The organism is Azospirillum largimobile (assembly GCF_977007025.2).
This window is the reverse complement of the sequence record NZ_CDRMUA020000006.1, coordinates 121,528-135,027: the sequence shown is the minus strand read 5'-3', so window position 1 is coordinate 135,027 and position 13,500 is coordinate 121,528. Positions and strand designations below refer to the sequence as shown.

The window sequence follows — 13,500 nt, the reverse complement described above, 5'->3', positions numbered from 1 at the left end:
GGTCACCCGTAATGCCGGGCCAGCGTGCCCAAGGCGGTGTCATAGGCCCGCTCCATCCGGTCGAAGCCGTCGGTCAGGTCGGGCGCCTTGCGCCGGGCCACCGTCCGGGCCAGCTGGAACTGCATCGCCTTGGCGCCCTCGGCGATAATCCGGCAGGCCTCCTCCGCCTCCGCGGGTCCGTCGAACCAGCGGGTGTGGGCGCCCAGCAGCTCGAAATTGGCGCCGAGCTGGCGCAGCAGGTTGAAGGCGTAGAGGTGGAAATACTCCATCGGCCGCGACAGCAGCCGGTCAAGATGCTCCGGGAAAGCGGCGCGGTAGGCCGCGATGGGGTTCGCCGCCGGCCGGCGCGCGAGGTGGCGGCGCAGAAGCGCCAGTGATGCGTCCATCAGCGCCCGGCCTTCCAGCGCCGGCTGGGCCGGTTTCACGAACTCCACATAGGGGAACAGCGGCCCGGCCGCCGCCGCTGCGACGCCGTCGTAATCGGCCCCATCCAGCCGGTGGAAACCGGCATTGTGGAAATAGTCCATCGTCCGCGCCGCCGGGTCGATGCGGACGATGCCGACCGTCGTCTTGACATGGGTGGTGCCATAGGAGGTGCCGCGGGTGTCCGGCAGATGGAAGCCATCGACCTCCACCAGAACCAGCCCGCCATCCGGACTGCGCCTCAGCTGCTCCGCCACATGGGCTTCGACGCTGTCGTAGATCGCCAGTTCCTGCACGCGCAGGCCGTACAGCGTCTCCAGATCCTCCAGCGGCACCTTGAAGAAGGTGAACTGGTCGCCTTCGAAATCCTGGGTGACGGTGAAGCCCAGCATAGCCAGCGGGTCGAGCCCGCGGGCGTGCAGCGCCTCGACCCACAGATCGACGTAGCAGTTGGTCTCCAGCCAGATCCGCTCGCCCAGATGCAGGGGATGGCGGTCGTGGCCGTCGGGCTGGTGCCGGGTCCACATGGCGCCCATCAGCCCCACAGCACCTTGCGGATCGCCGCCGGCCAGCCGGCCGGGTCGAAGCCGTGATGGCGGAACAGCGCAAGCGCCACGCGCTCCATCCCGAAGCCGACGCAGGCGGTGTGGGCAACGCCGCCGTCGGCGGTGCGGATGTCCCAGATATGGCCGAAATGGTCTTGGTGATAGTTGAAGCTGAGGCAGGCGGTCGGCTTCTCCGTGCTGGTGACGGGGATAAGCAACTCGAACTTCAGCTTCTGTTCGCGCTGGCTGCTCGACAGCATGGCGCCGGCCCGGCCGAAGAAGGGATCGTTGGCGACGTCGATGTCCAGCGGCACCTCCAGCGAGGCCATCATCGCGCGGCCGCGCTCCAGCCACCGCTCGCGGAACTCCACGACCTGCTCGGGCGTGCCGATGCGGATGTATTCGCGCATGCGGAACATCTGCATGCGGGCGGGGTCGATCGACGGCTCGTGCCGGAAGCAGTAGGAGAAGACGTCGATCAGCTTGCCGTCACCGGGCAGCGCGCCGCGCCGGGCGATGGTCGGATAGACAGGATAGCAGGCGGCCGGCGTCATCACCACGTCGGTCGCGACCTGATCCTCGGTCCAGTCCTGCCCCTCCTCCAGCCGGCGCAGCAGGGTGCGGTGCGCCTTCTCGTCGCCGCCGAAGCTGTGGATGGTGCCGGCCAGATGGGGAAAGCTCTTCAGATACTCGCTTTCCTCGAAATACCGGCGGTTCACGGCCGGCGGAAAACGCATCACCTCCGCACCGTCCTGCCCACCCCAGCGGGTGACCAGCGCGTCGAAGCGCTCCACCACCTCCTCGAACAGGCCGCTGCGGCCATAGAGGCCGTCCACGCCGGTGGGGATCAGCAGGCCGGCCGCCACCAGCTCGTCGCGATAGGCCGCCTGGGCCGCCCCGATGTCGACCATGTTCATTCGAATGGCCCCGACCCGTCCCGCTGGACGAGAAGCTGAGTGGCGATGTGCGACATGATGCGGTCGTTGCCGATCATGAGCGCGGCGGAATGGGCATCGCGCAGGTGGCGGCCCAGGCTGTAGGGCGTGTCGTTGCGGTAGCCGGCCAGCCCGCAGGTGCGGATCGCCGCCTCCACCACCTCGCGCACCAGTTCGGACGTGGTGACCTTCAGCGTTCCCATCGCGGTGGCGAAGGACAGGGTGGTGAGCAGTTCCGGCGAGCCGCAGGCCAGTTCGTACTGGCGGATGGCGGTCAGGATGACCGTCTTCATCTGCTGCAGCTTCGCCGTCGCCTCGGCCAGCCGCACCGCGCAGGCGGGGGTGGTGCCGGGCTTGCGCCTGGCCTCCGACCGGACGAAGGCGCGGGCGCGGCTGACCGCGTCGGCGGCGATGCCGAGCCAGGTGCTGCTCCACAGGATGTGGGTGACCGGCAGCATGGTCTGGGCCGACAGGTCGGCGTAGGGCAGCGGCAGGATCTGCTCGGTGACGCCCGACGCCTCCAGCCGGTAGCCGTCGGAGCAGGTGCCGCGCATCCCCATTGCATCCCACAGCGTGGTCTTCTCCAGCCGGTAATCGTCCCGGGTCAGCACCACCAGCACCTGATCCGACGACGGCGCCTCGGGATGGCGGCGGGCGGTGACCAGGATCACGTCCGACTGGTCGCCGTAGGAGATGACCGAGGCGTTCTTCGCCAAGGTGAAACGGCCGTCCCCGGCCCCCCGATCCGCCTCGACGGCGCAGACGCTGTTGCGGATGTCGCCGCCGGTCTCGGCCTCGGTCGTGGCGGAGCCGAGAAGCAGCTGTTCGGCCGCCATGCGCGCCATCAGCTCACGGTGCCAGCCGTTGCTGCCGTGATTGACCAGACAGGCGACCTGGATCTGGTGCATGGCATAGATCATGCCCGTGGCGGCGCAGCCCCGGGCCAGCGCATGGCAGGCCGCCGCCACCTCGAACAGCGAGGCGCCGCCGCCGCCGAGATCGGCCGGCACCATGGCGCCCAGCAACCGGTCCCGGCGCAAGGCGTCGAAGGCCTCGGCGGGGAAGCGGCTCTCCCGGTCCACCGCGTCGGCATGGCGCGCGGCGATCTCCGCCCCGATGGCGCGCGCGCGGGCCGAAAGGCTCGGAGCCGCGCCGGCCGGGGCGGCGTTCACGCCTCGCCCCCGTCGATCAGGCCACGCACCGCGTCGCGGATCGCCGCGATGCTCTCGAAGGTGCGGCGGTTCAGGAGCTTTTCCGGAAACTCGACGTCGAACTGCTCCTCCAGCCCCAGCATCAGACCGACACAACCATGAGAGGTAAGACCGGCGGCATAGAGATCGTCATCGACGGCGAGCCTGCCGGCATCGACCGCCAGTCCGCCACATTCGGCCAGGACCGAACGGATAGCGGCGATCATCCCGTCATCTGCACCGCCACCGGCGGTGGGGGGAAGCCCGGCACCCCCGGCCGCTTGGAGCGACGGGTTGGGGAAAGGCGGGCTGGCGTCCTGCGGCATTCTCGAAATCCCTCGGAAACTTGCTGATCCCAAGCTAGCCACGCCACCCCGGTGCTTCCACTCGGCATCGGTATGGCCGTCGGGCTATCCAAGTGATCGCTTTTTCTCCGGTAGGGGTAAGCACAGGGATAGCGTTGGTCGATGGTCCCGATGCCTTTGGTGTTGCCAGTTCGGACCATGACCCACCGGCCTAGGCCTGGGCTTGGCCGGCGGGGGATTTATGCAGCCGACGCCATCCCGACGGCGGTTGCCGAGTCCGAACGGATATATGACCCACGGGCAATACACTTTCTCGCCTGCGAAATTTTTCCACTACGGCCGCGCCGACATTCCATCTGATGGAATGACCTGTAATCTCTTTTCCTGTCAGTGGAAATTTAATTGACGGGAAATCCTCCGCTCGAAAACCATGCAGGAGCCGGTGTGACCGATCGCCGCAAGAACCTCTCGGTACTTGCAGAACCAAGATTGCATTCAATGCAGGCTTGCGGCCGATGGGAGCCGCCGGCGCCCGGGTGGAGCGCAGCCGCCGCCTCCGGGTGACAGCGATCACACCCGCCCCCACACTCGCCCCGAGGGGACCCGACGCCATGTCCACCACCGCATCTGCCCTCCCCCAGCACGTTTCAGGACCGTCCGGCAGCAATCCAAGCCTGGGCAACCGGCGCCGCCTCGGCGTCCGGGCGAAGCTGCTGCTGGCCTTCGCCGGCATGGCGGCGATGACGGTGGCGGCCAGCGCCGTCGGGCTGATGTCCTTTTCCGCCGTCGAACGGCCGATGGCGCAAATCGCCGACACCAGCCTGCCGGAAATGGAACTGGCGACCCGGCTGGCCGGCGAAAGCAGCCGCATCGCCACCGCCGCCCCGACCCTGGACGGCGCCGGAAGCCAGGAGGAACGCGAGCGCATCCAGGCCGACACGCGCGAACGCTCCCACGCCTTCCTGGCGCTGGTCGACGAGCTGGCCGGGCGCCGCCCGCAGGACCCGCTGCTGTCGGAGGTGCGGGATACCGGCAACGCCCTGATCGCCACGCTGGACCGCGTCAACGACGGGGTCGCCGCCCGCCTGTCCCTGCGCGACCGGCGCGAGGCTGCGTCGGCCCGGCTAGCCCAGGCCTATGACGGCTTCCTCAAGACGCTGGCGCCGCTGGTGGAGGGCGCCGGACAGTCCCTGCAGGACAAGGGCATGGCGCTGGACGGCGGAACCGACAGCGACATGGGGGCGCTGTCGGACGCGGTGCGGTCGATGATCGCGCTCTACGACCTGCGGGGCGGCATCGCCGCTGCGCTCGACGCCATGAACCGGTCCGGCACCGCGCCGGACGCCAAGACCATCGGCGAGCTGCAGCAGGCCTATCTGGAAGCCTCCTCCCAGGTGACGGGCACGCTCGGCACGCTGGGCGACCGGCTGCCAGTCGACATGGCCGGCAAGATCGACACGCTGTTCCTCTTCGGCTACGGCAAGGACAATGTCTTCGAACTGCGCCGGGCGGCGCTGGACGGCCCCAGCAACAGCGGCGGGAACAGCGGCGAGAACAGCGCCGGGGCGATTAACCGGCGGCTGGATGAAAGGCTGGGCGCGGCGCGGGCGCAGGCGGCCGGCCTGCTGGACGGGCTGAAGGCGCCGCTGCGCAAGGTGCAGAGCGACATCAAGCGCGCCAATTTCGACGTCCGCTCCCGCATCCAGGAGTCCACGCAGGATCTGCTGGGCCCCGGCCTGGACCGTTTCCGCACCTATCTGGAACTGTCGACCCACGGCACCGCCCTGGCCGGCGCGCTGAACGAAGCGGCGCAGGCCGCCGACGCCACCCGCCTGGCCCTGCTGGAAAAGCGCTTCATCACCGAGGCCATCGCGCTCGACCAGCGCATCGTCAAGCTCGCCGATACCGATAAGGGCGAAGGCGCCGAGGATGCCGCCGGCAACGAGGTCATCAGCGCCCTGGCCAAGGCGCTGGCCGCCTTCGGCCGGGGGGAAGACGGCATCGTTGCCCTGCGCCGGGCCGAACTGGCGGCCGTGGCCGACACAGGCCGGGTCCTGGCGGAGAACCGCCTGCTGTCCCAGAGCTTCGCCGCCACCGTCGACCGCCAGATCGCCGCCATGCGGGACGAGGCCAAGGCCGCCGTCGCCGGTACCGACGGCACCATCGCCGCCGGCCGAAACATGCTGATCCTGTTCGCCGTCGGCAGTCTGGTCGGCGCCGCGGCGCTGGCCTGGCTGGTGGTGGGACGCCACATCGTCGCCCGGCTCAGCGCGCTGTCCGACGCCATGCGGGCCATCGCGGCCGGCGACCTGAACGCATCAATCCCCGCCGCCGGCACCGACGAGATCGGCGACATGACCCGCGCGCTGATGGTCTTCCGCGACACCGCCAACGCCGCCCGCGAAGCCAACGCCCGCGCCGAGGCCGAACGCGGCCGTGCCGCCGGCGAGCGCCGCCGCGCCATGGTCGAGATGGCGGAGAATTTCGAGACCAGCGTCCGCGGCGTGCTGGACCGCGTGGCCCAGGCCGCCAGCGAGATGCAGGACATGGCCGAACGCATGACCCGCAGCGCCGACCTGACCGCCGGGGAGGCGACGACCGCCGCCGGCAGCTCCCAGCAGGCCGAAGGCAACGTCAAGGCGGTCGCCGCCGCGACGGAGGAGCTGTCGGCCTCCATCCAGGAGATCGGCAGCCAAGTCCACGCCTCCAGCCAGATCGCCCGCAAGGCGGCGGAAGAGGCCGAGCGCACCGACCGCACGGTGGAAGGGCTGGCCCAGACCGCCGGCCGCATCGGCGAGGTGATCGGGCTGATCCAGTCCATCGCCGGCCAGACCAACCTGCTGGCGCTGAACGCCACCATCGAAGCCGCCCGCGCCGGCGAGGCGGGAAAAGGCTTCGCCGTCGTCGCCAGCGAGGTGAAGGGGCTCGCCACCCAGACCGCGAAGGCGACGGAGGACATCTCCGCCCAAATCGCCGCGATGCAGTCGGTGACGCAGGAGGCTGTGGATGCCATCCGCTCCATCGCCGGCACCATCCGCGAGGTGAACGAGATCGCCGTCACCATCGCCGCCGCGGTGGAACAGCAGAGCGCGGCCACCCGCGAGATCGCCCGCAATGTGGGAGAGGCGGCGGACAGCACCCAGCATGTCCGCGGCAACATCGACTCCGTCGCCGACGCCGCGCGGGAGTCGGGCGAATCCGCCAACCGGGTGCTGTCGGCCTCCTCAACCGTGCAGGGCCAGCTGCGGACCCTGTCCGGCCAGGTCGATGCGCTGGTGGGAGAGATGCGGGCGGCCTGATGCGGGTACGGATGCCGAGGACGGGCTACGGCCCGTCCGCCAGCTCCCGCAGGGCGTCCACGTCGCAGTGGAAGCGGTTGGGCCGCATCTCGTTCAGCAGGCCCTGCCGCTTCAGTTCGGCGACGACGCGGCTTGCGGTCTCGGTGGTGATGCCCAGCACGGCGCCGACATCCTCCCGCCCGAAGAAATCGCATTCGCCCTGGTCGTCCACCAGGGTCAGGAACAGCCGTGCGACCCGCGCCCGCGCGCTGCCGGTGCCGAGTTCGACCAGGAAGGCGTCGGCGCGTTCCACCGCCTGATGCCAGCGCCGCATCAACTGCTGGTGCAGGTGCTGCGTCTCCTCCGACAGGCGCTGGATCACGGCGCGGGGGATGCGGCAGGTCAGGACCGGGTGGATGGCGATGGCGGTGTGGCGATAGGGTTCGCCCAGCGCCGCCTCGAGCCCGGCGGTGTCGCCGGTGCGTAAGAGCCGGACGATGCGCTGGCCGCCGTTGGGCAGATACTGCACCAGCTTCACCAGCCCGCCGCGCACGGTGAAGAGGGCCGTCGGCTCGTCGCCGACATGGTAGAGCGCCGCCCCCGGCGCCACCGTCATTTCGTCGATGGGCAGATGAATCAGGTTGAAATCGGATTCCGTCAGATCGGCGAAAAGCGCGGATTCCCTGATGCCGCACCCCCGGCAGTTCGCCAGCCCCCGCCACGCCGCGTTGATGCTGGTCTTCTTCACGTTCATGTCCATGGTTTTGCGGGGCGACGATGCTGTGGGTACGAACGGTGGTCGCCGGGCAGTGTGGCAGCTTTTTGGATGCGTTCCAAGGATGCGGCGATCAACGCCCGCATGAGGGAACCATCACGCCACGCTCTCCGTCACCGGCCGGGCTTCGCGCACCTCCTCGCGCAGGGTCACGGCGCCGTTGGTGCGTTCCAGGACCAGCTTGCGGCTGTGGTGGGCGCCGAGCCCCGCATGATGGCCGATGGTCAGCAGGGTGGCGTTCGGCAACTCCCGCTCCATCAGGGTCAGCAACTCCTCCTCGGCCGGGGGATCGAGGCTGTCGGTGGCGTCCTCCAGGAAAATCCAGTCCGGGCGGCGGATCAGCAGCCGGGCGAAGCCCAGCCGCTGGCGGTCGGGCACCGACAGCACCTCGTCCCAGCGGTCGGTGCTGTCCAGCCGGTCGACCAGATCGGGCAGACCGACGCTGACCAGCGCCTCCGACGCCCGGTCGTCCGCCACCGACGAGGCCGGGCCGGGATAGGCCAGCACCGCGCGCAGGCTGTCGTGCGGCAGATAGGGGCGTTCCGGCATGAAGAAGACGCGGGTGTGGGCCGGCAGGGTGATGCGCCCGCTGCCCCACGGCCACACGCCGGCCACGGCACGGAACAGGCGGATGGTCGCCGTCGCATCACCGCCGATCAGCACCCGGTCGCCCGGACGGACCTCCAGGTCGAAGGCATGGACGACGGCCGTGCCGTTCGGTTCGTCGATGGACACGCCGCTGAAGACCAGCGTGTGGTGCTCTTCGGAGCGCACGACCTGGATGTGGCCGTCCGGCACGTCGCAGACATCGCGGTCCAGCCGCACCAGCGCGTCGTGCAGGTTCAGCACGCGCTCCACCGAGGCCCGCCATTCGGCGACGCGCGGCAGGTTGTCGATCGGCCAGGACAGGGCGCCCACCGTCTGCTGGAAGGCCTGCGCTGTCTGCATCAGCACGCCGAGCGAGATGGTCCCGGCGATGTAGCGCGGGGCGGCGACCAGGATCGGGAAGGCGGCGGACAGCACCGAATAGCTGGCACTGAACACCATCATGTGGCTTAGCGCGCGGGTCTGCCCGGTCCAGCCGCGCACCACCCCGCCGAACAGCGAGGCGAGATGCCCGCGCTCCGCCGATTCCCCGTGCAGCAGCGCGATGGTCTGGCCGTTCTCGCGGATGCGGGCGAGCGCGAAGCGGAAATCCGCCTCATAGCCCTGGCGCCGGTTGACGGCATTGACCAGCGGCTGTCCGATCAGCATGGCGATGGTCGTGCCCATGGCGGCATAGAGCAGCGCCACGAACAGCAGATGACCCGGCACCGACAGCTCGGTTCCGAACAGCGTGAGCGACAGCGTGCCGGACAGCATCCACAGGATGTTGGTGAAGCTGATCAGAAGCAGCGCGCAATAGGTCAGTGAATGGCCGAGGTCGATCGCCATCTCCGCGGTGATGCGGATGTCCTCGGCGATGCGGCCGTCGGGGTTGTCATGCTCGCCCGGCATATAGGCGATCTGGTGGTGGCGGCCGCGGCGCAGCCAATCCTCCAGCAGCTTGCGGGTCAGCCAGTCGCGCCAGCCCATCTGCAGCCGGCGCTTCACCCGCAGGTGCAGCACGACGATGACGATGTTGTAGACGATGATCAGCCCGACCAGTCCGATCATGGTCAGGAACCGGTCCATGGAGCGCTGTTCGAGCGCGTCGAACAGCCGCTCGCTCCACAGATTGATCAGGACCGGGACCGACACCTGTCCGATCGTCAGCACGAACAGCGCCACGGTCAGCGCCCAGACGGTCACCCGTGACCGCCCGCGCCAGTAACCGCCCGCCAGGCGGAGGAAGCGGCGGGCGAAGCCGGGCGCACCGTCGCCGGTATTGGCATTCCCGGTTTTGCCGCCGCTGGTTTTGGCGCCTCTATCGTCGGTCATGTCGGCCATCCCGGGCCTCCGCCCTCAATCCCTTACCGTCCGTATTACTAACGAATAGGACGTGCTTGGACAAAAGTACAGGGGCAGGGGCGAAGAAAGGCTTAAAGCCTCCCCGTTCTCACAACCTCGGCGAGGAAGCGGTAGCTGTCCTTCGGCGTGCGTTCCAGCGTGTCGTAATCGACCCGCACGATGCCGAACCGCTTCGACAGGCCGAAGGCCCATTCGAAATTGTCGAGCAGGCTCCAGCACAGGTAGCCCTTGACGTTGCAGCCGTCCGCCAGCGCCTGCGCCACAGATTCCAGATGCTCGCGGTAATACAGCACCCGCTCCGCGTCATGGATCTGGCCGTCTGGCGTCACTACGTCGTCATAGGCGCAGCCGTTTTCCGCGATGTAGACGGCGGGGTTGCCGTAACCGGTGCGGAGCTCGGTCAGCAGGTCGTACAGCCCCTCCGGCTGCACCGGCCACGCCATGCCGGTCCAGCGCTGGCACTGCGCCTCGCCCCAGCCGACGTCGAAGGGCCGCCCCTCCTCATGCTTCATCGTCATGCGGGAGTAGTAGTTGATGCCCAGAAGGTCGATGGGATAGCGGATCGCCTCCTCGTCGCCGGGAAGCACGAAGTCCGCCATCTTGTCCGCCAGCAGCGCCGGGATCTGCCCGCGCATCAGCCCGTCCAGCGTCACCCGGTTCCACACCGCGTCCCAGCGGGCGGCGGCGGCCACATCCTCCGGCCGGTCGCTGTCGGGAACGGCGGGCTGCAGGTTCAGCACGGTGCCCAGCGTCAGGCCGGAATGCTCCGCCGCGATGGCGCGCAACGCCGCCCCCTGGGCCAGATTCTGGTGGTGCAGAGCGCGCAGGATGCCCTGCTCGCCCAGCTTGTGGCCGGGGGCATGCTCCCCCACCCCATAGCCGAAGATGGCGACCACGTTCGGCTCGTTCAGCATCATCCAGGTCTTGACCCGGTCGGCCAGCCGCGCGGTGACGATGCGGGCATAATCGGCGAAGGGACCGACGATCTCCCGCCCCTGCCAGCCGCCGGCATCCTCCAGCGGCTGCGGCAGGTCCCAATGGTAGAGGCAGGCCATCGGCGTGATCCCCGCCTCCAGCAGCCCATCGACCAGCCGGTCGTAGAAATCGAGGCCGCGCGTCTCCACCGCCCCGGTTCCCGTCGGCAGGATGCGGGGCCAGGCGATGGAGAAGCGGTAGCTGTCGAAGCCCGCCGCCTTCATCAGCGCGATGTCTTCCGGGAAGCGGTGATAGTGGTCGCAGGCGACGGCGGCGCTGCTGCCGTCCATGATGCGTCCATCAGCGGTGAAGGTATCCCACACGCAAGGGCCACGCCCGTCGGCATTGACCGCCCCTTCGATCTGGTAGGATGCGGTGGACGCACCCCAGCGGAAATCCGGCGGAAAACTCAGCGGCTTGGCATCGGCGGCCTGGGACACGGGCTGGCTGAAGCTGTCCATTCTTATCCTCCCACGGGGATGGTCGTTTTCCCCAGCATGCCCCAGCCGGCCGCCCTTCGCCATGGGACAAGCACGCGATCGGGCATAGCGCGACGCGGTGGCGCAGCAGCGGGCGGTTGCACGCAGGCACTGTGCGGACCCGTCCGAAAGGCGTAGCCTGTTGCGATAAGACGGCGGTCAGCCGCTCCGCTCACGGAGGAACCCCACCATGCCGAACACCACCAAGATCGTCTTCATCGGTGCGGGCAGCGCCGCCTTCGGGCTCAGCCTGTTCCAGGACCTGTTCTCCACCACCGAACTGGCCGGCAGCACCCTGACCCTGGTCGACACCAACGCGGAGGCGCTCGACCGCATGGCGGCGCTGGCCGAGGTGATGAACCGCCATGGGGACGCCGGCATCACCATCGAGAAGACCACCGACCGCAAGGCGGCCCTGCAGGGCGCCGGCTTCGTGCTGTGCGCCATCGCCATCGACCGCAACCGGCTGTGGAAGCTGGATTTCGAGGTGCCGAAGAAGCACGGCATCCGCCACACGCTGGGCGAGAACGGCGGCCCCGGCGGGCTGTTCTTCACGCTGCGCACCCTGCCGCTGATCGTCGACATCGTCCGCGATGTCGAGGCGATCTGCCCGGACGCGCTGTTCATCAACCTGTCCAACCCGGAAAGCCGCATCGTCCTGGGCCTGTCGCGCTGCACGTCGGTGCGGACGCTGGGGCTCTGCCACGGCATCTTCCTGGCGCGCTGGTTCATCTGCCAGATCCTGGGCATGGCGGAGAAGGAGGTGGATGTCTGGGGCGCCGGGCTGAACCATTTCCAATGGCTGACCGCGATCCGCGAGAAGGCGACGGGGCGCGACCTCTACCCCCTGCTGCGCGAACGCGAAGCGGTCCATGACCCGGCCTTCACCCCGCTGGCGCGGCGCCTGTTCCACGCCTTCGGCCTGTGGGTGACGCCCAGCGACGACCACACCGGCGAGTTCCTGCCCTATGGCTGGGAAGCCGGGGAGCACGGCTTCGACTTCAAGCACGATGAAGAGGGCCGCGTCATCCTGCGCGACCTGATGTACGGCGTCATCGACGGCAGCAAGCCGATCCCCGACGACTGGACCAAGCCGTCCTGGGGCGAACGGGCGGTGGCGGTGATCGCCGGGCAACTGCACAACCAGAAGCGCTTCATCGAATCGGGCATCGTCATCAACCGCGGCGTCATCCCCGGCCTGCCCGACGAGCTGGCGGTGGAGGTTCCGCTGGTGGCGGACGCCGCCGGCATCCACCCGATCTCGCTCGGACGCCTGCCCGACGGCATTGTCAAACTGCTGTCGGTCCAGGCCAACGTGCAGCAATTGTCGGTGGAGGCGGCGCTGCACGGATCGAAGGAACTGGCGCTGCAGGCCCTGCTGATCGACCCGGTCATCAACTCCAGCACCGCCGCCGTCGCCATCTTGGACGAGCTGTGGGAGGCGAACCGGCCCTATATCCGGGCTTGTCTCTGAGGAATGCCTACGCCCGTCCCCGCCGGATCAGCCGGGCCGAGGCGAAGCCCAGCCCGGCGGTCAGCGCGCCGACGCCGAGGAACAGCGGACCGAAGCCGGTATGGGTGGAGATGTAGCCGTAGAGAACCGGCCCGATCCCCTGGCCGATGAAGAAGCAGGAAGCGAACAGGGCCAGCGCCGACCCGCGGGCGGTCGGCGCCAGCTCCGTCGCCTGGGTCTGCATGGTGTTGTGCAGCATGTAAAAGCCGAAGCCGGCGACCAGGAAGGCGAGGCTCACCACCGGCCAGGGCACCGGGAAGGCGATGACGAGATAGGCGAGACCGGCCGCCAGACCGCCGGCCTTCATCATGCCCCACTGGCCGAGCGAGGCGATCAGCCGCCGCACCACCGCGCTGTAGGCCACGCCGCCGATGGCGAAGGCGGCGATGGTCAGCCCGGCCTGGAAGGCGCCGGCCGCGCCATGTTCGATCAGCACCGGCGCCACGAAGGGGAAGACGCCGAAGATCAGCAGCCCTTCCGCCGCCACCGTGGCGAAGACGATCAGCGAGGCCGGGTTGGTCAGCACGGTGGCGTAGCGCCGCTGCGCGTCCGCGACCGACAGGCGGGAGCGGGTCTCCACCTCCCGTGCCAGCCCGATCAGGGTGGCGACGCAGATCAGCGCGGTCAGGCCGGTGGACAGGCCGAACACCGCGCGCCAGCCGAAGGCCTCGGCCAGCGCACCCGACACCGCCGACCCCGACATCTGCCCCAGGATCACCGCCAGCAGGAAGCGGCTGATGGCGATCTGGCGCTCCTCATAGGGCACGCGGTCGCCGATCAGCGCCATGGAGGCCGGAATGATGCCGCCGGCAAAGGCGCCGGCCAGGATGCGCCCGGCCATCACCGTGCCGTAGGTCGGCGCGATGCTGGACAGCGCCAGCCCCACCGTCAGCACGGCCAGCGCCAGCCGCACCAGCCGCGACTTGCCGATGGCGTCGCCGACCGGCCCCAGCACGATCTGCATCAGCGCATAGGGCAGCGTGTAGGCGGAAGCCAGCAGCGCCGCCTGCCGGACCGTAACGCCGAGGTCGTCGGCGATCAGCGTCAGCATCGGATCGGTGGTGCGCAGGGAAAAGGCGCTGGCGAACCCGGCGAGGCCGAGCAGGAAGATAAGACGCATGGATGGCCCGAA

The 13,500-nt window shown here is 69.1% G+C and carries 10 protein-coding genes; 2 read left to right on the top strand and 8 right to left on the bottom strand.

Features of this window, described 5'->3' with window-relative positions; all coding sequences use genetic code 11:
- Positions 1-2: 2 nt before the first annotated feature.
- Genes ACWPKK_RS27910 through ACWPKK_RS27895 form a run of 4 tightly spaced genes read right to left on the bottom strand, consistent with a single transcriptional unit; the run spans position 3 to position 3,320 of the window.
- Entirely contained in the window at positions 3-950 is a 948-nt protein-coding gene (locus ACWPKK_RS27910) for a DUF1839 family protein (protein ID WP_452011564.1), read from the bottom strand.
- 8 nt (positions 951-958) lie between these two features.
- Complete coding sequence (locus ACWPKK_RS27905; RefSeq protein WP_452011008.1) at positions 959-1,885, bottom strand: amino acid--[acyl-carrier-protein] ligase; 927 nt, start codon at positions 1,883-1,885, stop codon at positions 959-961.
- A complete protein-coding gene (locus ACWPKK_RS27900) occupies positions 1,882-3,075 on the bottom strand; it encodes an acyl-CoA dehydrogenase family protein (protein ID WP_452011005.1) in 1,194 nt (397 codons plus the stop codon). Before ACWPKK_RS27900 ends, ACWPKK_RS27905 begins: the two co-directional genes overlap by 4 nt.
- Entirely contained in the window at positions 3,072-3,320 is a 249-nt protein-coding gene (locus ACWPKK_RS27895) for an acyl carrier protein (protein ID WP_452011561.1), read from the bottom strand. Before ACWPKK_RS27895 ends, ACWPKK_RS27900 begins: the two co-directional genes overlap by 4 nt.
- 689 nt (positions 3,321-4,009) lie before the next feature.
- Between ACWPKK_RS27895 and ACWPKK_RS27890 the strand changes: the two genes are divergently transcribed.
- On the top strand, positions 4,010-6,697 hold the full coding sequence (locus ACWPKK_RS27890; RefSeq protein ID WP_452011003.1) for a methyl-accepting chemotaxis protein: 2,688 nt from the start codon (positions 4,010-4,012) through the stop codon (positions 6,695-6,697).
- Positions 6,698-6,722: 25 nt separating this feature from the next.
- Here ACWPKK_RS27890 and ACWPKK_RS27885 read toward each other — a convergent pair whose 3' ends face one another.
- The 3 genes from ACWPKK_RS27885 to ACWPKK_RS27875 form a co-directional block, all read right to left on the bottom strand.
- Positions 6,723-7,430, bottom strand: coding sequence for a Crp/Fnr family transcriptional regulator (locus tag ACWPKK_RS27885; protein ID WP_452011000.1), 708 nt, complete (start codon positions 7,428-7,430; stop codon positions 6,723-6,725).
- A 117-nt stretch (positions 7,431-7,547) separates the two neighbouring features.
- Positions 7,548-9,371 carry an ABC transporter ATP-binding protein/permease gene (locus ACWPKK_RS27880; RefSeq protein ID WP_452010998.1) on the bottom strand — a complete coding sequence of 608 codons (1,824 nt, stop codon included), beginning with the start codon at positions 9,369-9,371 and terminating at the stop codon, positions 7,548-7,550.
- Between the two features lie 101 nt (positions 9,372-9,472).
- Positions 9,473-10,837, bottom strand: a complete 1,365-nt coding sequence (locus tag ACWPKK_RS27875; protein ID WP_452010995.1) for a GH1 family beta-glucosidase — start codon at positions 10,835-10,837, stop codon at positions 9,473-9,475.
- Positions 10,838-11,045: 208 nt separating this feature from the next.
- Between ACWPKK_RS27875 and ACWPKK_RS27870 the strand changes: the two genes are divergently transcribed.
- Positions 11,046-12,329: a family 4 glycosyl hydrolase gene (locus tag ACWPKK_RS27870; protein ID WP_452010994.1), complete on the top strand. Its 1,284-nt coding sequence runs from the start codon at positions 11,046-11,048 to the stop codon at positions 12,327-12,329.
- Positions 12,330-12,336: 7 nt separating this feature from the next.
- On the opposite strand, the gene ACWPKK_RS27865 is transcribed toward ACWPKK_RS27870, so the two are convergent.
- Positions 12,337-13,488, bottom strand: a complete 1,152-nt coding sequence (locus tag ACWPKK_RS27865; protein ID WP_452010993.1) for an MFS transporter — start codon at positions 13,486-13,488, stop codon at positions 12,337-12,339.
- Positions 13,489-13,500 lie beyond the last annotated feature (12 nt).

What these genes read in the sequence shown, in the direction of transcription:
- ACWPKK_RS27865 (WP_452010993.1), bottom strand. Translation starts at nt 13,488, where the DNA reads ATGCGTCTTATCTTCCTGCTCGGCCTCGCCGGGTTCGCCAGCGCCTTT.
- ACWPKK_RS27895 (WP_452011561.1), bottom strand. Translation starts at nt 3,320, where the DNA reads ATGATCGCCGCTATCCGTTCGGTCCTGGCCGAATGTGGCGGACTGGCG.
- ACWPKK_RS27875 (WP_452010995.1), bottom strand. Translation starts at nt 10,837, where the DNA reads ATGGACAGCTTCAGCCAGCCCGTGTCCCAGGCCGCCGATGCCAAGCCG.
- ACWPKK_RS27885 (WP_452011000.1), bottom strand. Translation starts at nt 7,430, where the DNA reads ATGAACGTGAAGAAGACCAGCATCAACGCGGCGTGGCGGGGGCTGGCG.
- ACWPKK_RS27870 (WP_452010994.1), top strand. Translation starts at nt 11,046, where the DNA reads ATGCCGAACACCACCAAGATCGTCTTCATCGGTGCGGGCAGCGCCGCC.
- ACWPKK_RS27905 (WP_452011008.1), bottom strand. Translation starts at nt 1,885, where the DNA reads ATGAACATGGTCGACATCGGGGCGGCCCAGGCGGCCTATCGCGACGAG.
- ACWPKK_RS27890 (WP_452011003.1), top strand. Translation starts at nt 4,010, where the DNA reads ATGTCCACCACCGCATCTGCCCTCCCCCAGCACGTTTCAGGACCGTCC.
- ACWPKK_RS27910 (WP_452011564.1), bottom strand. Translation starts at nt 950, where the DNA reads ATGTGGACCCGGCACCAGCCCGACGGCCACGACCGCCATCCCCTGCAT.
- ACWPKK_RS27880 (WP_452010998.1), bottom strand. Translation starts at nt 9,371, where the DNA reads ATGACCGACGATAGAGGCGCCAAAACCAGCGGCGGCAAAACCGGGAAT.